Below are 20,326 nucleotides of genomic sequence, written 5' to 3'. Positions count from 1 at the left end.
CGTCCCGCTCTGTGGGGGCGTGCGGACGGTCGAGGCCGGGGCCGAGCGAACGAAATCTGCCGAGTTTCGGCGGCCTTGGAGGCTTCCGGAACGTTTCTGAGGCGCCGCCGGCAGCGTGATCCATGGCCTGATCACTTCGAACGCCCTGCAGCGATGCTCAGTTCCTCCCCCTCGCGCGGCATCCCGGCCCTACTGTCGGCAACGCACGGTATCGGAATTGCTACTGCATGGAGTCGGTATGTTCGCTCGCACCGCCCGCAGGATCCTGACCGCCCTCGCCGCCACCGCACTCACCGGCACCGCTCTGGCCGCCGCACCGGCCGCGGCCGACTCCTCCCAGCGGGCCGTTCCCTCGGGCGAGTTCATCGCCGTCAGCCAGGTGACCGGCAACTACATGCTCCCCGACGACACCAAGGGGAACGCGGGGACCTACCTTCAGGTCTATCCCAGCACCGCTCCCAAGGGCTGGAAGACCACGTGGCGCTTCGACCGGGTCGCCACCTCCAACGGGCGGGCGGTCTACCAGTTGCAGAGTTCGGCCGGTGCTTGCGCCACCAACGAGAACGGTGAGAACAGCATCGTCTACCTCCGCGACTGCTCCAACCGCAACAAGGACCAGTGGTGGCTTCTGGAGCCCGTCCCCGGTACCGACCCGCAGAACCCTGACTACGGCATCGTCTCCTACCGCGACGAGGACCTGGCGCTGACCGCCCGCGGCGAGGGGGACACCTACATCGACCTCAAGCGGATGTGGGGCGACCACCCCTCGCAGCGCCAGGGGTGGCACTTCTACGCCGCCTGAGACCTGCCGCCGGGGAGAGGGACAGGCCGCCCCCTCTCCCCGGGACCGGACGTCGGCGCTGCCCGGCAGTGTTCCTCCGCGTCGTCGGCCAGGTCCGCGTCGACCTCACGCAGCAGCTCGGTGCTCTTGACGATGTCCGCGAGGCCGGAGGGCGGCCCGTTGTACGCCAGCACCGGCGCCCCGTCCAGCAGTTCCACGCCGTCGTGGCAGCGCAATGACGCCACCAGATCGGCGGGGAACGTGACATCGAGTGCACGCTGCGCGGCCGCGATGTCCGCCTCAAAGGCGGGAGGACGTAACCGGGCGTGGCTGAGGGGAGCGTGCTGGGACAGCCATGTGTCGATGCGGGCCCAGGACTCCGCGACGGGAGGAAGACTCATGGCACCGGACCCTACGACCCACCACTGACAAGTTCCGTTGCCGACAGTGGAGCTTTCCGTGGTGGTTTCCGTGCTCGGCACGGAGGCGGGCCGGCTCGGTGCGAGGGAGGCTGTGACCACAGCGACCGGGGCCCGACCGGACAGGCCGGGCGTCCGACCCACGACGGCAGGAGCGACCATGACCAGCGCACAGAGCAGCACCTACGAGGGGTTCACGGCCGAGGAGCGGGCCGCGATGAAGGAGCACGCCCAGGAGCAGAAGAAGGCCGCACGTCGCACCTCGCGTGCGGAGAAGGAGGCGGAGGCCGCGCGGGACGTGCTCGCGAAGATCGCCGAGATGCCGGACGCCGACCGGATCCTGGCCGAGCGCGTCCACGCCGTCATCACGGCCAACGCTCCGACGCTCGCGCCGAAGCTCTGGTACGGGATGCCCGCCTACGCACTGGACGGCAAGGTCGTGTGCTTCTTCCAGAGCGCGGCGAAGTTCAAGGCCCGCTACGCGACGCTCGGGTTCAACGACCCGGCGAAGCTGGACGAGGGCTCGATGTGGGCGACCGCTTTCGCCCTGACCGAGGCGACGGCCGAGGTGGAGGAGCGGATCGCCGCACTGGTGCAGCAGGCGGTGCGCTAGGTTCGCGCGCTCGATGAACGGGCGCTCGGCGAGGCGGGCTGTGCCGACGCCTGCCACGCGGCCGGCCGCCCCGGCGCGTGCCGGGGCGGCAGTCGGCTACCGGGCGGCCGTGGGGGCGAGGCCGAGTGCGGCAAGGGCGGCGGCGCCGGCGGCGGTGTGCCCGCCCCCGGCGAGCAGCAGCGTACGCGCCGACTGGTAGGGGCAGCCGGCCGCGTCGAACGCCGCAGCGGTGGTGAGTTGCCCCGCCAGATCGCCGTCGAGCAGCGCCTGCGCGCGATCCACCTGGGCGGTGGCGACCGGGTTGCCGGCGACGACGGCCCTGGCGGCGTCGATCCGGGCCCGGGCGTCCGGATGCCCGGCGAGTACGGCAGCCTCCGCCCTGAGGGCCAGGTACCAGTGCAGCCAGATCCAGCACACCCACTTCCACACCCGGTCCGGCTCGGGCGCCACCCGCTCCAGCGCCACGTCCACCTCCCCCTGGTGGAGCAGCACCATGGCGTCGAAGACCGCACCGTAGCCGTGCCGGTGCTGCGGCGCCGTATCCGCCCGCTCGACGGTCGAGAGCCAGGCCGAGCGGGCGTCCTGGTCACCGCGCAGACCATGGATCATGGCGACCGAGGAGGCCGCGGCGCCCAGGGAGAGCGACCGTGGGCGGCCACTGTGCTCCCACGAGTCGAGGAACGGGACGCTGCGGCCGAGCACGTCGTCGGCACGGCCGGCGAACGCGTCCGCGACCAGGAGCCAGGACGCGGCATGGTGGCCGGCCTCGGCCAGCAGCGGATGGTCGGCGAGCCGACTTCCCCATCGCCGGGCCTCCGCCAGTTCGCCCACACCGAGGGCGGTCCCGGCGGCCATGGCGAGGGCGTCCATCAACTCGTGCGTACCGCCGGGGCCGGGCGGCACGGAAGCCAGCACGTCGATGCGGCGCCGGGCGGCGGCAGCGACGGCGAAGGCGTCACCGGTCCAGCTGCGGGCGCCGGAGAGCGCGTCGAGGGCGGCGGATTCCGCCACCGGGTCGCCCGTACGCCGGGCGAGCGCGACGGCCCGCTCGGCACACCCGACCGTCTCCTGGGCGGTGTTGTCCGTGTCCCCCTGCAGCGCGCCGTACGCGTCCGCGACCACCGCCGCCTCGGCCAGCGCCACCGCCGCCTCGCCGTCCGGGGCGTCGCCGGACAGCTCTCGCGCCTCCGCGAGCATGGCCACCACCTCCTCCACGGGAGGAATCCGCGTGAACGAGGTGGAGAAGCGGTAGGCGACGGTGGCCGCCGCCGCCAGGTCGCAACCGGCCCCGACGCTGTCCCCGGCCCGGCTCGCGGCCTCCCCGGCGGCACGGTGCAGCCGGTACATGTCGTCGCCCAGCCTGCGGCACCCGGCCACCGCGGCGGCCTGCCGCAGCGCCGCGGCACCGGCGGCGTCGTCGGCGAGTCCGGCCGCCTGCTCGTACCGCTGCTGCGACTCGCCCAGCAGGTTGCGGGAGAAGGCCAACTCGGCCAGCGAGACGGCCAGACGATGTGCGTCCGCGCGCCGCTCGGGCCGGTCGGCGGCCCAGGTGAGGGCGGCCCGCAGATCGTCCGCCACGTCGTCGAACCGGGCCCGCCAGTCGGCACCCGACGCTCCCCTGAGAACGGTCGCGCCCGTCGAGCACCACTCCAGGTGGCGGGATCGGACCTCGATCAACTCGCCGGCGTCGGCGAGCCGCTCCGTGCCGTACTGCCGGATGGTCTCCAGCCCGTGGTACCGGGTGCCCGTCGCGGACGGTGTCACAGCGAGCAGGCTCTGCTCGGCGAGCCTGCCGAGCCCGTCGACGACCTCGGCCGGATCCAGCGGGGCGAACCCGGCGACCTCGGCCGCCGCCTCGGCGGTGAACGGCGCCACGAACACCGACACCCGGCGCAGCAGCGCCTGATCCTGCGGCTCCAGCAGGTCGTGGCTCCAGTCCAGCACCGCCCGCACCGACCGGTGCCGGTCGTCGGCGCGGGGCCCGCCGGTGAGGATCCGCAGCTGATCGGAGAGGCCGGTCGCCAGTCCGTCCAGTCCGAGCGTGGACCACCGCGCCGCCGCCAGCTCGATCGCCAGCGCCATGCCGCCGAGGCGTTCGCAGATGGTCACGACCCCTTCGCTCACCGCGGGACCCGGCGGGTGGCCGACCGCCGCCGCCCGGTCCATGAACAGGGCCACCGCTTCCGACTCGTCGCCGCCGACCCGCGACAGCGGGGCGAGGGGGAAGGCCCGCTCGAACGGCACCATCAGCCTGGCCCGGCTCGTCACGAGCACCCGCAACCGCGGACAGGCCGCCAACAGCCGTTCCAGGAACGGCGCCACCCCGTCGCGCACCTGCTCGCAGTTGTCCAGCACCAGCAGCGCCCGGCGCTCCGCCAGCGCCGCCAGCACCGCGTCGTCGATGCCGTGCCCGGGCTGCTCGCCCACACCTACGGCTGCCGCGACCGCCGCCCCCACGCGGCCCGGCTCGGTGATCGGCACCAGGTCGACGAACCACACCCCGTCGAAGTCGTCGGCCACGTCCGCCGCCACCGCCAGCGCGAGGCGCGTCTTGCCCACCCCGCCCGGGCCCACCACGGTCACCAGCCGGTGCCCCCGCACCGCCTCGGCCAACTCCCCGCGCTCCCGCACCCGGCCGATGAACGCCGTCAGCGGCTCCGGGAGGGCGGGCGCCGGGCGCGACTCCTGCGTGCGGGCGGACTCGGCGGCGTGCCGGGCGAGCGCCCGCCGGTCCGGCAGCTGCAGCTTGCGCAGCAGCGAGGAGACATGCGACTCGACGGTACGTACGGAGATGACCAACTGCGCGGCGATCTCCGCGTTGCTGAGGTGTTCCCCGAGCAGCGCGAGCACCTGGGCTTCGCGCGCGGAGATCTGCGGAGCGGACACCGACTCATTATCCGTGGCGGCTTCAGTGGCCGGCACGGAGGTGCCCGGCTCCCGGCCGGTGGAGGCTGTGACCACGGCCATCGGCCCGGGGCGGCACACGAGCCGTCGGGCCGACCTGGGTGAACCACGACCGACAGGAGCGAACATGACCGGTTCTTCCCCGACGAGCGCCGCACCGCGCTCCCGCGCTCAGCGCCGCCACGACACCGAGCACCGGCTCGCCCACGACGTCGATGTCTGGGTGGCCAGCGCCTCGGCGGACGGCGCCCCGTACCTGGTGCCGCTGTCCTTCGACTGGGACGGTGAGGCACTGTTGGCGGCCACCCCGAAGGACAGCCCCACCGGCCGGAACCTGGCCGACACCCGGATCGTTCGGCTGGGGCTGGGCCACACCCGCGACGTGACCATGATCGACGGCGCGGTGGAAGTCCTCGAACTCGACGCGCTGCCGCGTCAGCGGGCCGACCGGTTCGCCGAGCACACCGGCTTCGACCCGCGTGCGTCGGCCACTCCGTACCGCTGGTTCCGTATCGTTCCGCGTCGCATCCAGGCCTGGCGGGAGGAGGACGAGCTGACCGGCCGGGAACTGATGCGCGACGGCCGCTGGCTGGTCTGACCCTCCGGCCGGACGCCGACCGGCCGGAGCCCGGTGGCGGGTCAGCCCGGAGGCTGCGCGGTGGGAAGCGGAGGACGTACGGAGAACCAGCGGCGGGCGGTCTCGCCGAGCGCCACCCACACGGCCACCAGATCGATGCCCAGCACGAGGAGCACCGCCAGGTTGGGCGCCCCGGCGACCAGCGAGCCGAGGAAGCCGACGACCGTCGCGAGCACCACGAAGATCAGGCAACCGGCGAGCACCGCACCGACCCAGGGGCGGCGCTTGCGGGCCAGCACCACGCAGGTGATCTCCAGTGCCGCCAGTCCCCAGCAGAACAACGCCACGAACCAGGCCATCCCCATCGGCACGAGCAGCTCCTGCCCGTGCTCCTGCTTGCTGTGGTTCTCCTGCAGAAGTGTCCAACTGCCGTAGGCCGTACCCAGCGCGCTCACGGCGACGGTCACCAGCACGAACACCAGGGCTCCCGGCATGCGCGCCCGCTGCGGGGGAGCGGGTCGTCCGGGCGGCTCCGACGGATACGGAGGGTGCTGCATCGGGTCACCTCACGCTTTCGTTGTCCGGCGGGTCGTGGACGCGCCCGCAGTCGACTCCGTGGACGGCGCTTCGCACCTTCGGTCGGCCGTGTGCACACGTGGGGCGGCCCGAACCCTCCCCCCTTCACAGGGTTCGGACCGCACCATGGCCTGTTCCGGCCACGCCCCTCGGCCATTCGACCGCCGCACGCCGTTGTTCAGCAGGTCCTCTCCCGACGCCGAACAATGTGGAGGCCGGGGGAACGACCGACCGGGAGGAACGGTGAAGGGGGTGTGAACGCCTGTTCCGCGTCCGGTGAGGCAACGGACGTTCGGTTGCGGCCGGACCCACGACTGCCTACCGTGGGCGCGCGCTCGGGCGGACACGCTGGGTACCGGCTCGGCGACAACCGGGCGAACGGGGGTGGGGCGGGCACGTGTCGGGACAACCAGGACCTGGGCGCACCGAGGGCGAGCTGGATCCGGAGGCCGGAGCGGTACCACGGTTCGCCGCCGAACTGCGCGCGCTGCGCGAGTCCGCCGGGAAGCCCACCTATCGGGTGATGGCCCAGCGGGCGCGGTACGGGGTGACCACCCTGTCGCAGGCGGCGGCGGGGAAGCAGCTGCCCACCCGCGCGGTGATGCTCGCCTATGTGAAGGCGTGCGGCGGCGACGTGATCGAGTGGGAGCGGCGCTGGCGCGAGGCATCGGCCGAGTCGGCGGCGGAGGCCACCGACGACGGTACCGCCCGGCCGCCGTACCGAGGTCTGACCCGGTTCGAACCGGGCGACGCCGAACTCTTCTTCGGCCGCGACCAGTTGCTCGACCAGCTGACCGAACTGAACCGCAAACACCGCTTCACCGCCGTCTTCGGCCCCTCCGGCAGCGGCAAGTCCTCGCTGCTGCGCGCCGGTCTGATCCCCCGGCTGCGCGCCGCCGGCAACGGCGCTGGCGACGGGGAAGGCGGGGAGGACGGCGCCGCGACCCCCGCGGCCGTACGGATCCTCACACCCGGCGCGGACCCCCTGCGCACGCACGCCGAACGGCTCCAGCCCGTACCCGACACCGACGCCGACACCTGGCTGATCGTCGACCAGTTCGAGGAGCTGTACACCCTCGGCGCCGACCCGGCCGACCGGGACGCCTTCGTCGACCGCCTGGTCGCCGCCACCGACGCCGACAGCAGGCTGCGCGTCGTCATCGCCGTGCGAGCCGACTTCCTCGGCCGCTGCGCCGAACACCCCGGCCTCACCGCGGCGTTGCAGCACGCCACACTGCTCGCCGGGCCGATGAGCCGGGCGGAGCTGCGGGAGGCCATCGTCCGCCCGGCCGCCGCGGTCGGCCTCATCGTCGAGCGCTCCTTGACCCATCGCCTCCTGGACGAGGTCGAGGGCGCCCCGGGCGGGCTGCCGCTGATGTCGCACGCCCTGCTGGAGACCTGGCGCCACCGCAGCGGCCGCGCCCTGACCGAGGCCGCCTTCGAGACGGCCGGCGGGCTGCGCGGCGCCGTCGTCCGCACGGCCGAGCAGGTGTACGGCGAGCTCACCGCGCCCCAGGCGGAATTGGCCCGTCGTATCCTGCTGCGTCTCGTCGCGCCCGGGCACGGGTCCCCGCTGCCCGGGCAGGGCCAGGAGCGTGGGGGAGCGGCAACCGACACCCGCCGCCCCACCGCGCACGCGGAGCTCGACTTCGGCAACCCCGCCGACACCCAGGTCGTGCTGGACCGCCTGGTCCGCGCCCGCCTCATCACCTTCGACGACGGCACCGTCGACCTCGCCCACGAAGCCCTCATCACCGCCTGGCCCCGGCTGCGCGAGTGGATCGACGCCGAACGCGACCGGCTGCGCGTCCACCGCTCGCTCTCCGAGGCGGCCCGCACCTGGCAGGCACTCGGCCGGGAGAGCGCCGCCCTCTACGCGGGTTCCCGGCTGGACGCCGCCCGCGACGCCTTCCCGCAGGACGCCGCCCGGCCGCACCGCACCGCAGTGGTCCGACGCGCCGAGCGCGAGGACAGCCGCAGCGACGAACTCACCCCCACGGAGCGGCAGTTCCTCACCGCCTCGCTCCGCCGCCGGCACCGCGCCGTGCGACTGCGCCGCACGGTCACCGCCGTACTCGCCGCGCTCGTGCTGCTCGCGGGCGGCACCGCGGTCGTCGCCCTCCAGGCGCGCGCCACCGCACAGGCCGAACGGGACGACGCCGTGTTCGCCCGCCTCACCGCCGAGGCCGACAGCGTCCGCGAGACCCGCGCCGGGCTGGCCGCCCGGCTCGACGTCGCCGCGTACCGCATGCGCTCCACAGCGGAGCTGCGCACCCGGTTGGCCTCGGACGCGGGCCGGGCGCTGGCCACCCGGTTGCCCGGCCACGGCGGTGTCGGCAGCTCCGTGGCGTACGCACCCGACGGCCGCACCCTCGCCAGCGGCGGCCACGACGGCAAGGTCCGGCTGTGGGACACCGCCGCGCGGTCGGGGGCCGCGGGCGGGCCCCGGGACATGGGAAGGCCGCTGGGCGAACCGCTGCGGCTGGGTACGGGATCGGTCGGCGCGGTCGCCTTCGCCCCGTCGGACAGCGACCTGCTGGTCGCCACCGGGGAAGGCGGCGCCATCCGGTTGTGGAACGTACGCGACCGGGAGCGGCCCCGCGCTGTCGGCCGGACGCTGGTGAGCCACGGCGAGGAGAACATCACCTCCGTCGCGTTCGCCCCCGACGGTCGGACGCTGGCCACCACCGGCGACGACGGGACCGTACGGCTGTGGGATCTGAGCGACCCGGCCCATGCCGCGCCGCTCGGCGAGTCGGCCGAGGCCGACGGGTCGGAGAAGGGCAGCGCCCGCGCCGTCGCGTTCGCACCGGACGGGGACACCCTGGTCACGGCCGGCTTCGACGGAACCGTACGGAATTGGAGGTTCAGCAAGGACGACGGCATCGAACCGCTCGGCAAGCCGCTGCGCGAACACACCGCCTCCGTCTGGACGCTGGCCTTCTCCCCGGACGGGGACACCCTGGCCACGGCCGGCTTCGACGACACCGTACGGCTGTGGGACGCCTCCGACCCGGACCGCCTCCGGCCGCTGGGCGAGCCGCTCACCGGGCACACCGCCGCCGTCATGTCGGTGGCCTTCAGCCCCGACGGCAGCACTCTGGCCACCGCGGGCGAGGACGACTCGCCGATCCTGTGGAACGTGGCCAACCCCGAGTACCCGCAGCAGCTCGGAGAGCCGCTGGCCGGCCACACGGAGGCCGTGTGGGAGGTGGCCTTCAGCCGTGACGGCCGCACCCTCGCCACCACCGGAGCCGACAACAGCGTTCGCCTCTGGCACCTGCCGCCGACCGTCCTCACCGACTTCACCAACCCCCTGACCGCCGTCGCCTACAGCCCCGACGGCAGCCTGCTCGCCGCCGCCAGTACCGATGACGCGCTGATCCGGCTGTGGGACACGGACGAGCCCGGCCGTCCGCGCCGGGTGGCGCGGACGTTGTCGGGGCACGAGGACGAGGTGCTGGCGGTCGCCTTCTCCCCGGACGGCCGCACGGTGGCCAGCGGTTCGAAGGACGGCACCGTACGGCTGTGGGACGTCTCCTCGCCCGCACGCCCGGCGCCGCTCGGCGAACCACTGGACGCGCACGACGGCGGCGCGTTCGCCGTCGCCTTCTCCCCGGACGGCCGCACGCTGGCCACCGGCGGCGGCGACGACACGGTGCGGCTGTGGGACGTACGCGGGACGCACCGCGTACGGCCGACGGGCACCCGGCTGCGCGGCCACAAGGACACCGTCACCTCCCTCGCCTTCGCCCCCGACAGCCGCACCCTGGCCACCGGCAGCGAGGACCACACGGCGCGGCTGTGGCACGTGGGTCACCGGACGCGGGCACGGTCGGCAGGCGCCGCCCTGACCGGGCACGACCACACGGTCAACGCGGTGGCCTTCGCCCCGGACGGGAAGACGCTGGCGACCGCCGCCGGCGACCGTACGGTGCGGCTGTGGGACGTACGGCGAGCGGGCCGCGCGCGGCCCGTGGGGAAGGAACTGGCCGGGCACCGAGGGCCGGTCAGGTCCGTGGCCTTCGCGCCCGACGGGAAGATGCTGGCAACCGGCGGCAGCGACCATACGGTCCGTCTGTGGAACGTGACCGACCCGGCCCGTGCCGAGCCCGTCGGCCGGCCGCTCACCGGCCATGTCGACACCGTCACCGCTGTCGCGTTCAGCCCGGACGGCGACGCCCTCGCCTCCGCCGGTTACGACCTGACGGCACGGGTGTGGACCCTGGACGCGGACCGCGCGGCGGACTACGTCTGCGACCGCACCGAGGGCGTCCTCACCCGTGCCGAGTGGAAGGAACACCTGCCGGAACTCGGCTACCGGGAGGCGTGCGAGAAGCGCTAGCAGCGCGCCCGCGGACGGACAGCCGCGGGCCCGAGCGGTCCGGTGGCGTGCGGCGGTCTCAGGGGGCGGTGAACTTCAGCACCGCACCGTCCTCGTTCTGGGCGACGACGGTGATGGTCAGGTCGTCGCCGAACCTGGCCACGCCGCCCGAGCCGCCCAACCGCATCACGGAGCCCGCCGACCGGAAGGTGACGGAGTCGTCCTCCGCGCTGGCATGCAGACTCAGCCCGTTCGCCGTGATGTTCACCGCGGAGGTCACCAGGATCTCGCACTCGCCGTCCGCACAGGCACCGGTGTTCTTGCCGTCCTTCGCCTTCGGCAGCGGGCCGGAGGGCTCGGGTGCGGGCGTCTTCTTGTCCGGCTTCCAGCCCGGGGCGCACTGTTCGGCACGCTTGTGCGCGGCCGCGAGCCGCGGGTCCTTCTTCGTCAGCGCGGGCAGACCCGGCTCGGGCGGGGTGAGGGACTGGATGAGCTTGTCGACGCCCGCGGCGCTGCCCTCGGCATCGTCGAAGGCCGCGCTCGGGGACACCTTGTCGAGCTCGCGCACGACGCGCTTCAGCTTCTTCAGCCAGGCGTCACGCAGCCGGTCGGCGGCGGGAACGCCCGACGGGGCGAGGCGCTCGAGGTCGCGTTCCGCCTCCTCCACCGGCAGCGAAGTCCGGGAGAGATAGCCGACGGCGAGATGCTGGGCCGGCGGGCCGATCTCGTCCGGCTTCCGGATCTCCTTCAGGTCCGCCGCGCTCTGTTTGCGGACGGTCTTGAGAGCGGCCGTCGACTCGCACATGCCGCCGACCCACTTCACCAGCTTCTTGGACGGCGACCGTGTCGGCGCGGGCTTTCCCGACTTCTTGTCCGACCCCTTGTCCGACGACGCGTCCGTCGTGCCGTCCGCCCCGCCGCAACCGCCGACGGTCAGCGCCAGCCCGGCGGCCACCACGGCGACGCTCTGTCTTGTGAACATCCAACGACCTCTCTGCGTGCTGCTCCCGTCTCGGCGGCCCGGATGCCGGCACCGTAGGCCCAGTTCAGCGCCGTACGGATTGTTCGGACACCCGTTCCGTGGACGTGAACAACGCCTGGCGTCCGGGCAGCCGGGCGCCGTGTCGGTGGAACCGGAGCCGTCCCCGGCGGTGCCTCACCAGCCGGAGGGCCGGCCTGTGGGCGTCGGGCCGTCCCCCTGGCCCGTCCACGGCGACGAGGGGTACGGGGGCCACGGGGTCTGGTTCTGCGGGGGCGACGGGACCTGGCTGTGCACCGCAGCGGCCTGAGGGGTGTCGTCCTCGGCGACGTCGCTCCAGTCGAGCGTCGGTGGGCGTCCGACGAACCTGCCGAAGACCACGGCTGCCGCGGTGGCGGCCAGCACGCCGGGCACCATCTCGTAGAGGCCGGACTCCAGCGGCCCCAGGAGCGGGTCGATGTGCTTCCACAGCAGCACGGTGAGGGCACCGGTGAGCATTCCGGCCTTCGCGCCGGCCGCCGTCATGCGCGGCCAGAACAGCGACAGGAGGATCACCGGGCCGAACGCCGCGCCGAATCCCGCCCAGGCGTACGCGACGATGTCGAGGACGGCGCCGCCGCTCAGTGCGATCACATAGGCGACCAGCGCGACGGCCAGCACGCTCAGCCGCCCGATCAGCAGCAGCGAGGTGTCGGAGGCCCGCCGGTTGAGGAACGCCCGGTAGAGGTCCTCGGTGAGGGAGGTGGCGGAGACCAGCAGTTGGCTGTCGACCGTGGATTTGATCGCGGCCAGAACGGCCACCAGCAGGACCCCCGCGAGCCAGGGGGAGGACAGCTGTGCGGAGAGCGCGATGACCGCCATCTCCGGGTTCTTGAGCGGCTTGTCGAGGACGGCGATCCCGGTGAGTCCGATGAGGGACGCGCCCGCCAGGACGATGACCACCCAGCCCACGCCCAGTCGACGGGCCAGCGGTATGTCCCGGGTGCTGCGGATGCTCATGAAGCGGGTGAGGATGTGGGGCTGGCCGAAGTAGCCGAGTCCCCAGGCGAGCAGCGAGATCATGCCGACGGCTCCGAGCTGTTCGCCCGACGTCCACTTCTTGTCGGCGAAGGAGGCCTCGGCTCCCGGGTCGAGCAGTGCCGGGGTCACGGCGTCGAGCTGGCTGTGCAGTGCGCCGAAACCGCCGAGCTGCCACAGGGTGATCGCGGGCAGGGCGACTGCCGTGAGCACCATCAGCGTGCCCTGTATGGAGTGGCTGACGCTCAGGGCCCGGAAGCCGCCGAGGATGGTGTAGATGACGATCACGACGGCGAAGACGGTGAGTCCCAACTCGAAGCCGGCGCCGAAGATCTCGTCGGCCAGCAGTCCGCAGGCGAGCAGCCCGCTGGCGACGTAGACGGTGAAGAACACGACCGTGACGGTGGCCGACAGCAGCCGGATCACCCTGCTCCGGTCCTCGAACCGCTCCTCCAGATACGACGGCAGGGTCACGGCACCGACCCGTTCGGTGTAGACGCGCAGGCGTGGGGCGACGAGGCGCCAGTTGAGGTACGTGCCGACGATCAGGCCGACGGCGATCCAGGTGGCACCGATCCCGGCCATGTAGACGGCGCCCGGCAGGCCCAGGAACAGCCAGCCGGACATGTCGGCGGCTCCGGCGGACAGGGCGGCCGCCGGGGCCGTGAGCTTTCGGCTGCCGACGGTGAAGTCGTCGAACGTGGTCGTTTCCTCATGCGTCACGATGCCGACCATGACCATCGCAATCAGAAAGACTCCGAATGTGATCATGACTGGGACGGTCAGGGCGAACATGTATTACTCCCCGTGTTGCAGAAACGACCTTTGCACATGCCGAGTACGAGAAGTGGCCACGCTTTCGGCAGGAGGGGCTGGAGCTTAAGAAGACGCGGCGCGCACTGGCGAGAGCATCAGCCGCCGAAGGCCCTGATCGGTTCCGGATCGTGATGAAGCCGCAGCTCGGTCACGAGGGTGGCCGGGGCCGACGGAAGCCGCGGGCCGCGCACGTCGCCGTAGGCTGCCGCCCATGGCCTATGACGAGGTGCTGGCGGAGCGGGTGCGTGAGCGGCTGGGGGACGAGACAGCCGTCGCCGAGAAGCGGATGTTCGGAGGGCTGTCCTTCCTCTCGCAGGGGAGGCTCGTGGTCGCGGTGAGCGGCGATGATCTGCTGGTACGGGTCGGTCCCGAACGGGTGCGGGACGCACTGGCCCGGTCCGGTGCGCGCCCCGCCGTGATGGGCTCGCGGACGATGCGCGGTTGGGTGCGCGCGGCCGGGGAGACGCTCGACGACGCCGCGTTGGGCCACTGGATCACGACCGCGCTGACGTACACCGCGACGCTGCCCGCCGAATGAGCGGGCCGTACGTCCCGCGCTGGTCCCCGTAACCGCCGACCGTTCGGAAACGACCATTGACACTCAGCACTTCGAGCAGAATCGCCCCGAACTCGGCAGGCTCCGCCTCGGTATTACCGGCAAGAGCGATCAGAATCGATCAATGACGCTCTGTTGACATGGTCATACCGCCCAGTTCTACTGAATGGCGGATTCGTTACCCAGTGGGGGAGGAGGGTGTTCATGCAGGCTGTCGAAGAAAAAGGCCGGATCGAGTCGGAAAAGAGCGCCGACGAGGTGTTCGACCTCGTGATCGGCGATCTTGAACAGGAAATTCCGCCACTCGCGTCACCGACCAACTCGGGAAGCGGTACCGCGTGCGGAACGTGCGCGGGCATCTACTGCTGCTGATGCGTGCCGGGTGGTGCCGCTGACGACGGCGCCACCCGGAGGGGCCTCGCGCCCCGCGGCAACGAGTCGGGAGGGCGGACTTGTCGGATGCGGCAGCGGACATCGAGCCGCTGTGGGAGATGCGCGCACCAACCGGCGACGCCGAGCAGGACGTCACCGCCGCACTTCCGCCGGCGGCGCGGCGGGTGATCGCCGCGGTCCGCGAGGGCACAGCGGGCGGGCTGTTCCCACCGGTCGTCACGGCCGGACCCGAGGGTACGATCGGCGTCGACCGGCTGCTCGGTGGTGAGGCGGACGCGCGGCTGCTCGCGCACGCGCTCCGAGGACGGCGGTTCGCACCGCTGCTGGCGCTGTGGGAACGGCTGGACGAGTGGTGCGTCTCCGCCGAGCGGCGCTGCTCGGCGGTCATCGCGGCCGGAGTGCTGGACGTCACCAACGCCGAGGTCTTCGGGCCCGTGGTGTCCGAGGCGTTCGTGGCGTGCGCGACCGGACGAGCGCACTACGCCCGCGAGCGGGTGCCGGAGTGGGCGGCTCGCTGTGAGGCGTTCCTTACGCTCTTCCTCGACCGGTTGCAACGGGACATGCGCACCTGCTGGCCCGAGAACCCCGCGTTCCGCGGCCCGGTCGTCGGCTTGTGGTCCCACGGCGAGGAGACCCACAACGGTCGCCAACGGGTGTTGCGGCTGGATTGCGCGGGCGGCGGTCGGGTCGCGTACAAGCCACGCCCGGCCTCCGGAGAGCTGCTGTTCACGGCGTGCGGGAAAGACGGCGCGCCGACATCGGTGTTCGGCCTGCTCAACGACGCGCCCGCCGCCTCCGGCGAGGTCCGGCTCCCGGTGCTCTCGTGCTGGTCCGGCGCCGAGCCCGGCTACCTGTGGCAGGAGTGGATCGAGCCGCCGGCACAGTGGGGGCCGATCCGTACGTCCGGGCCGTGGTCGCTGACCGGCACCCGGCTGAGCCCGACCCAGGCGGCGCGGTTCTGGCACCGTACCGGCTCGCTGGCCGCCGCGATGTTCGCCTTCGGGATCAGCGACATGATCGGCGGCAACCTGGTGACCGGAAGCCGGCCCGGCGAGCGCGAACCGCTGCTGTACCCCATCGATCTGGAGATCTACTTCTGCCGGGTTCCCCGGCTCTACGACACCGGACTGCTGTACGACCCGACCGCCGAGGTCGACCAGCACCACGTCGGCCTGGAGAGCACTCCGCGCTGGTGCAGCGCCGAGGGGCCGCCGGTGTGCTGGCGTGCGGAGCCGTCCGGAACGCTGCGGCTGTACCGCCGCCGTCGGTCCTGCACCAGGGAAGAGACCAGGACGGTCGTCGCGGACACCGAAGGACGGGCCGGGTACGGCCACTACCTGCCGGCGATGCTGCGCGGGATGTTCGACGCCTGGACCCTGATGTGCCGGCAGCGCCCGGCGATCCGGCGGTTCCTGTCGACCGCCACCGCCGGCCACTACGTCCGGGTGCTGCGGCAGCCCACGTACAGGTACTACGACTCGCTGGTGCCACGATGGCTGTCCGGTGGCGGCGCCGCACCTGCGCCGGCCGAGCCCGACGTCCACTTCGACCGTGCGGAACTCGACCAGCTGCGGCGCATGGACGTGCCCTACTTCGTCCGCCCGCTGCGGGGCGGCCCGGTGCTACGGGTCGAGCCGCCGCCGCTGCCGTTCGAGACGGCCCGGGTCGCCGCCCGGCCGGAGCCCGAGGGCGGCTGGCCCCCGCTGCCGGAGCTCATCGAGGGCGCGAACCTCGAACTCGCGGGGCTCGGAGTCGCCCTGCGCGACGCGGTGGAGCACGTGTTCGACGATGTGACCGAGCATGTCGTCACCGACGAGTCGCTGGGCGTGCGGCTGCACCTGCAGAGCCCCGCCGAGGGGCAGGTCGGCTTCGACTGGCCTCAGGTGGGCAGGCGGGTCACCTACATCTGGAACCGGGAGAAGGTACGGCTGCGCATCGACGCGGTGGACGCGCCCGAGGTCCCGGCCGAGCCGGCGCCCGCCGGGGAGATCCGGCGCCGGCTGCTGCGGCTGGATCGGCTCGACGGCGCCATCCGCATGCCGTGGGCGGACGGCGGCATGGTCGACGCCGCCGCCGAGCGCCGCCTGCGGACCCTGACCGACGCCGGCATCGCGTGGCTGTCCGAGGTCGTGGCCGACCACGGGTGGCCCGGTCGCACGATGGTCGGCGCGGCGGCAGCCGCGGCGGCGAGCCGGCTGGTGCAGCACGCCAGAGAGCACCTGGACTTCCGCCGGCACTGCCTGGAGCTGATGCGGCAGGCAGCAGCCGGCGGCGACCTTCCCTGGCGTGAGGTCGCGTATCTGACCGACGAGCTGCGCCTGGCCGAAGGACGCCCCCAGGTGTACGGCACCAAGTTCGAGCCCGTGGCCGGAGAGCTGGTGCCGTGCCCGATCGAGGAGCCGGACGGCGTGGACCGCAGGCGCGCCGCGATGGGCATGGAGCCGCTGGCGGAGCACACGGAACGGATCCGCTCGCGTTTTCCCCTGGCGGGGAGGGAAGCATCGTGACCACACCGGCAACCCAGGTGCGGCAGGCGCCCGGCGACATCGACTGGGCGCTGTTCGCGCAGCAGTACTGGGACAGGCGGCCTGCCCGGCTGCGTGCCCGGCCACCGGTCGCCCTCGACCGGATCCACGCGCTGACCGTTCAGTCGTGCGCCCCGTTCCGCGCCGGCACCAGGTTCTGGGTCATGCCCGACGTCCGGTTCCTGGTGGGGGACGGCTGGCTGCGTGCGCCGGGCGAAAAGCTGCCGGACACCACCGACCGGACCTTGGACGACTACCTCGACCGGCTCGACGCCGACGTGTGCGGGCAGGGCTATCTGCTCACCGTACGGCAGCCGCTGCTGCTGGACTTCGCGCTGTGGTCGGCCGTGCGTGCCGCGATCCGCGGACTGTGGCAGACGGTCGGCTGGCCGAACCTCCCGGTGGTCGCCGAGGTGCTGATCGGCGACCGGTTCACCCAGCACGTCGGCGCGACCGAGGCCCCGACCCACGCGGCGCTGACCTGGGTGCTGCACGGGCGGATGGATGTGCGGCTGTGGGACGAGAGCGGCGGCCCACCACCGGCCGTGCTCGCCGACCCGGGCCGGGACCTGGACGGGGTGCGGACCATGAGCGCCGACGCCGGAGAGCTGCTGTACTGGCCGGGCGATCAGCGGCATGTGGACACCTACCGAGAGCGGTGTGTGGCGCTGCGGCTGCGGATCCCGGTCGACCCGCGGCTGCCGTTCACCGCGCTGCGGGATCTGCTCGCCGACCTGGTGCACGGTCGGCAGGGCAACGACGAGACCGTGCCGTACTTTCCGTTCGGCCCCGGATCCCGCATCGACGAGCCGGACGGGGTGCTGCCCCACCTGACCGCGCTCGGCGACCAACTGCGTGCGGTCGCGGGCGGCGAGCAGTTGCGCAGAATGCTCCGGGTCCGCTGGGCTGCGCTGCGTTCGGCGGCCGGTCTCGAACCGATTCCGGTGCCGCGCGAGGGAGTCCCGATGACCGGGCGGACCCGGGTTCGCCGGTCCGCCGAGATCGTCCGGATGCCCGACGGGCCCGAGCGCGAGGTGTGGGCGGTCAACGGCAACGTCTTCACCCTGCCGGCAGCCGCGAGCGACCGGGTGCTGACCGCACTCGGCGACGGCGGGGTGGTCGGCGTCGCCGAGGTGTGCCGCGCCATCGCAGCCGGCACCGGCACCGCCGCCGGGAACGACGCGAGCGCACTCGCGTTGCTGGACAAGCTCTACCGGTTGCGCGGCATCGACGTGGTCGAGGAGCCGACATGATGACGCCGACGATCGAGAAGTCCTTCGACTGGGACACCTTCGTCGACCGGTTCTGGGACCGGGAGCCCGTGCTGTACAAGGGGCTCGACGCTGTGCCGTTCGCCGAGCCGGAGGTGTTCGAGGCCGCCGTGCTGGGCAGCCGGCCGCCGCATCCACTGGCGGTACCGGGGAATCTGCAGTTCCTCGTGGAGCGGCGGCAGCAGACCCGGCCCCGCGACTACCTGCCGGAGGCCTCGGACCGCTCGTTCGACGGGTACGAGCGACGCATGGCCGACCGGCTGCACGGCCAGCGGTACGCCCTGGTGGTGCACCGCTTCCACGCGTTCTCCCATCCACTGTGGACACGCGCGCAGCGGTTCTACGCCGGCCTTTGGGAGCGGGTCGGACAGCCGACGCACACCGCGGGCTCCACCATGTTCCACGGCTCCTACGAGCACAGTCCGGTCGGCGTGCACCAGGACCGCTTCGCCACCTTCATGTTCTGTGTGCGCGGCACCAAACGGATGCGGTTCTGGGCCGAGCGCCCGTGGTCGGACCCGGTGCACACGGTGCTGGACTACCAGCCGTACCTGGCGTCCTCGTTCGTCGCCGAGGTCGAACCGGGCGATCTGCTGTACTGGCCGTCGCGCTATTACCACGTCGGGGAGAGCGACGGCGGCGACACACCGGCGACCACCGTCAACGTGGGGATTCCCCGCCGTGAACACCGGCCGTACTACGAGATCAAGGACCTGTTCCGGGGCACCGAGCCGGCGGTGTCGGCCCCGTTGTTCACCCAGGACGCCGGACCTGACGGGCAGTTGTCCGGCGAGCTGCCCACGGCCCTGGCCGACGCCGTGGACGCCTTCGGGGAGTGTCTCGACCCGCAGCGGTTCTCCGACCGGGCCACCGGTCTGGCGCTGCGGGTCCGCACCGCCGGCGGTTTCTGGCCGACCCGGCCGCCGGCCGCACTTCGCCCGCTCGACGACGACACCCCCGTCCGCGGGTGCGCGCCCCTGTCGGTCGCGCCCGGCGACGGTGCCCGCAGGTACGCCGCGAACGGCAACGTCTCGTCCCGTACGGCCACCGCCGCGGCCCTCGCGGTGCTGGACCGGCTGAACGCCGGTGAGGTGGTGCGCGTCGGTGAACTGCCCGTGCCGCAGCGCGCCGAGGTCCGCGCGCTGTTGCAGGAATTGGAGAGCTTCCGTGCCGTCACCCGCACCGACACCGACTGGCCGAACACCGACTGACCGAACACCGACCGACCCGGCACCGGCCCATCGGGAGGCGGCCGCTCGGACCGTCGCCGAGCTCGCCGACCGGCTGGCGGAGCCGGACCGGGTGGCCGAGGTCGCGGGCGCGCCCGACAACCTCATGCACTATCCGGGCAGCCCCCGACCGGTGTGGGACCCGCTGCTGCTGTCCGACGGCCACCCCGGAGTCGCCCTGCTGTACGCGGAGTTGGCCACCGGGGAACCCCGGCTGCGCGGGCGGGCCCACGCCCATCTGTCCACGGCCCTCGGCAGCGGCATCCGGCTGCTGCCGCAGTCGCTGTTCGCCGGCATGGTCGCGCTCGCGTTCGCCGGGCAGACCGCGGCCACCGGATTCGGCGGCTACGCCACGATGCTGGCCGGACTGGACCGGCACATCACCGACCACGTGCGGGAGCGCGCGCGGGCCGACCAGGCACGGCTACGTGCCGGAGAACCGGTCAGCAGCTGGAACTGCTACGACGTCCTCGGCGGCACCGCCGGAATCGGCCGCTATCTGCTGGCCCGCCACGAGTCGGCGGCCGAGCCCGCGGCACGGCGGACAGCGGGTCTCGCGCTGACCGATGTGCTCGAATCGCTGGTCGCCGCGGCGACCGCCGACGACGTCACACGCGACGGCGACCGGCTGCCCGCCTGGTGGGTCACCGACGGCCTCGAACACGGGCTGGTCGAGCACGTCAACTTCGGCCTCGCACACGGTGTCTGCGGTCCCCTCGCACTTCTCTCCGTCGCCTGGCGGGCCGGATTCCGGGTGGACCGTCAGGACGAGGCCATCGAGCGGATCATGGCGCTGCTGTCCCGCTGGCGCACCACCGACGAGGCCGGCCCCCGCTGGCCCCACCTGGTCGACACGGCCCACCTCAGGAGCGGGGAACCGCCGGAACGCGGACGGGACTCGTGGTGCTACGGCGCCGCAGGCGCGGCGCGTGCCGTGCACCTGGCCGGCGCCGCCCTGGACCGTGCGGACTGGCGCGCCGACGCGCGTGCCGCCCTCCAAGGTGCGCTGAGCGCGGCGAGCGACGAGCTGATCCACGACTCCGCGCTGTGCCACGGCTGGGCGGGGCTGCTGCAGATCGTGCTGCGGATGGCCCACGACACCGCCGACCCGGGCTACCACGCCGTCGCCGACCGGTTGGCCGAGCGGGTGCTGGCCGGTTTCGAGCCCGAGGCACCGTTCGGCTACCGGTACCGCCATGTGCTCGCACGACGCGCTCTGGACCGCCCCGGCTTCCTGGAAGGGTCCGCAGGCATCGCCCTCGCCCTCCACACCTACGCCTCGGGGAGCGCTCCGGCGACGTCCTGGGACAGTGCTTTGCTGCTGAACTGACGGGTGCGGCCGAGGG

15 protein-coding genes are annotated in these 20,326 nt (G+C 72.9%); 10 read left to right on the top strand and 5 right to left on the bottom strand.

Annotated elements, in window-relative coordinates:
- Nucleotides 1-238: 238 nt before the first annotated feature.
- The gene (locus tag JW613_RS00590; protein ID WP_209208707.1) at nucleotides 239-802 is read left to right on the top strand and encodes an RICIN domain-containing protein; all 564 of its coding nucleotides are present in this window, start codon (nucleotides 239-241) and stop codon (nucleotides 800-802) included.
- On the opposite strand, the gene JW613_RS00585 is transcribed toward JW613_RS00590, so the two are convergent.
- Complete coding sequence (locus JW613_RS00585) at nucleotides 790-1,182, bottom strand: SMI1/KNR4 family protein (RefSeq protein WP_209208706.1); 393 nt, start codon at nucleotides 1,180-1,182, stop codon at nucleotides 790-792. The two genes, JW613_RS00590 and JW613_RS00585, sit on opposite strands and share 13 nt — an antisense overlap.
- Before the next feature lie 178 nt (nucleotides 1,183-1,360).
- Between JW613_RS00585 and JW613_RS00580 the strand changes: the two genes are divergently transcribed.
- Nucleotides 1,361-1,813, top strand: a complete 453-nt coding sequence (locus JW613_RS00580; RefSeq protein WP_209208705.1) for an iron chaperone — start codon at nucleotides 1,361-1,363, stop codon at nucleotides 1,811-1,813.
- Nucleotides 1,814-1,909: 96 nt separating this feature from the next.
- Here JW613_RS00580 and JW613_RS00575 read toward each other — a convergent pair whose 3' ends face one another.
- Nucleotides 1,910-4,699, bottom strand: a complete 2,790-nt coding sequence (locus tag JW613_RS00575) for an ATP-binding protein (protein WP_209208704.1) — start codon at nucleotides 4,697-4,699, stop codon at nucleotides 1,910-1,912.
- Between the two features lie 145 nt (nucleotides 4,700-4,844).
- Here JW613_RS00575 and JW613_RS00570 point away from each other — a divergent pair, with 145 nt between their 5' ends.
- The gene (locus tag JW613_RS00570; RefSeq protein WP_209208703.1) at nucleotides 4,845-5,315 is read left to right on the top strand and encodes a pyridoxamine 5'-phosphate oxidase family protein; all 471 of its coding nucleotides are present in this window, start codon (nucleotides 4,845-4,847) and stop codon (nucleotides 5,313-5,315) included.
- 41 nt (nucleotides 5,316-5,356) lie between these two features.
- Here the strand turns inward: JW613_RS00570 and JW613_RS00565 are convergent, their stop codons facing one another.
- Nucleotides 5,357-5,851, bottom strand: coding sequence for a hypothetical protein (locus tag JW613_RS00565; protein WP_209208702.1), 495 nt, complete (start codon nucleotides 5,849-5,851; stop codon nucleotides 5,357-5,359).
- A 416-nt stretch (nucleotides 5,852-6,267) separates the two neighbouring features.
- Between JW613_RS00565 and JW613_RS00560 the strand changes: the two genes are divergently transcribed.
- Nucleotides 6,268-10,215 (top strand): nSTAND1 domain-containing NTPase, encoded by a 3,948-nt coding sequence (locus JW613_RS00560; RefSeq protein WP_209208701.1) that lies wholly within the window; start codon nucleotides 6,268-6,270, stop codon nucleotides 10,213-10,215.
- Nucleotides 10,216-10,273: 58 nt separating this feature from the next.
- On the opposite strand, the gene JW613_RS00555 is transcribed toward JW613_RS00560, so the two are convergent.
- Together JW613_RS00555 and putP are read right to left on the bottom strand one after the other, a co-directional pair.
- Entirely contained in the window at nucleotides 10,274-11,176 is a 903-nt protein-coding gene (locus tag JW613_RS00555; RefSeq protein ID WP_209208700.1) for a hypothetical protein, read from the bottom strand.
- 174 nt (nucleotides 11,177-11,350) lie between these two features.
- Nucleotides 11,351-12,961 carry a sodium/proline symporter PutP gene (gene putP, locus JW613_RS00550; protein ID WP_245224746.1) on the bottom strand — a complete coding sequence of 537 codons (1,611 nt, stop codon included), beginning with the start codon at nucleotides 12,959-12,961 and terminating at the stop codon, nucleotides 11,351-11,353.
- Between the two features lie 256 nt (nucleotides 12,962-13,217).
- On the opposite strand from putP, the gene JW613_RS00545 reads away from it, so the two are divergent.
- From JW613_RS00545 to JW613_RS00520, 6 genes are all read left to right on the top strand, one after another.
- Nucleotides 13,218-13,544 (top strand): TfoX/Sxy family protein, encoded by a 327-nt coding sequence (locus JW613_RS00545; RefSeq protein ID WP_209208698.1) that lies wholly within the window; start codon nucleotides 13,218-13,220, stop codon nucleotides 13,542-13,544.
- A 222-nt stretch (nucleotides 13,545-13,766) separates the two neighbouring features.
- Nucleotides 13,767-13,934 carry a hypothetical protein gene (locus JW613_RS00540; RefSeq protein WP_209208697.1) on the top strand — a complete coding sequence of 56 codons (168 nt, stop codon included), beginning with the start codon at nucleotides 13,767-13,769 and terminating at the stop codon, nucleotides 13,932-13,934.
- Between the two features lie 80 nt (nucleotides 13,935-14,014).
- Nucleotides 14,015-16,462: a DUF6624 domain-containing protein gene (locus tag JW613_RS00535; protein ID WP_372447875.1), complete on the top strand. Its 2,448-nt coding sequence runs from the start codon at nucleotides 14,015-14,017 to the stop codon at nucleotides 16,460-16,462.
- Nucleotides 16,459-17,733 (top strand): hypothetical protein, encoded by a 1,275-nt coding sequence (locus JW613_RS00530; RefSeq protein ID WP_209208696.1) that lies wholly within the window; start codon nucleotides 16,459-16,461, stop codon nucleotides 17,731-17,733. The genes JW613_RS00535 and JW613_RS00530 overlap by 4 nt, the downstream gene beginning before the upstream one ends.
- Entirely contained in the window at nucleotides 17,730-18,962 is a 1,233-nt protein-coding gene (locus JW613_RS00525) for a JmjC domain-containing protein (RefSeq protein WP_245224745.1), read from the top strand. The genes JW613_RS00530 and JW613_RS00525 overlap by 4 nt, the downstream gene beginning before the upstream one ends.
- Nucleotides 18,919-20,310: a lanthionine synthetase C family protein gene (locus JW613_RS00520; RefSeq protein WP_209208695.1), complete on the top strand. Its 1,392-nt coding sequence runs from the start codon at nucleotides 18,919-18,921 to the stop codon at nucleotides 20,308-20,310. The genes JW613_RS00525 and JW613_RS00520 overlap by 44 nt, the downstream gene beginning before the upstream one ends.
- The last annotated feature ends 16 nt before the right edge of the window (nucleotides 20,311-20,326 follow it).

Origin of the sequence: Streptomyces smyrnaeus, assembly GCF_017676345.1 — a bacterium.
Taxonomy (GTDB): Bacteria; Actinomycetota; Actinomycetes; order Streptomycetales; family Streptomycetaceae; genus Streptomyces; species Streptomyces smyrnaeus.
Note: the sequence above shows the minus strand (reverse complement) of the source record. Positions and strands in the feature narration are given on the sequence as shown.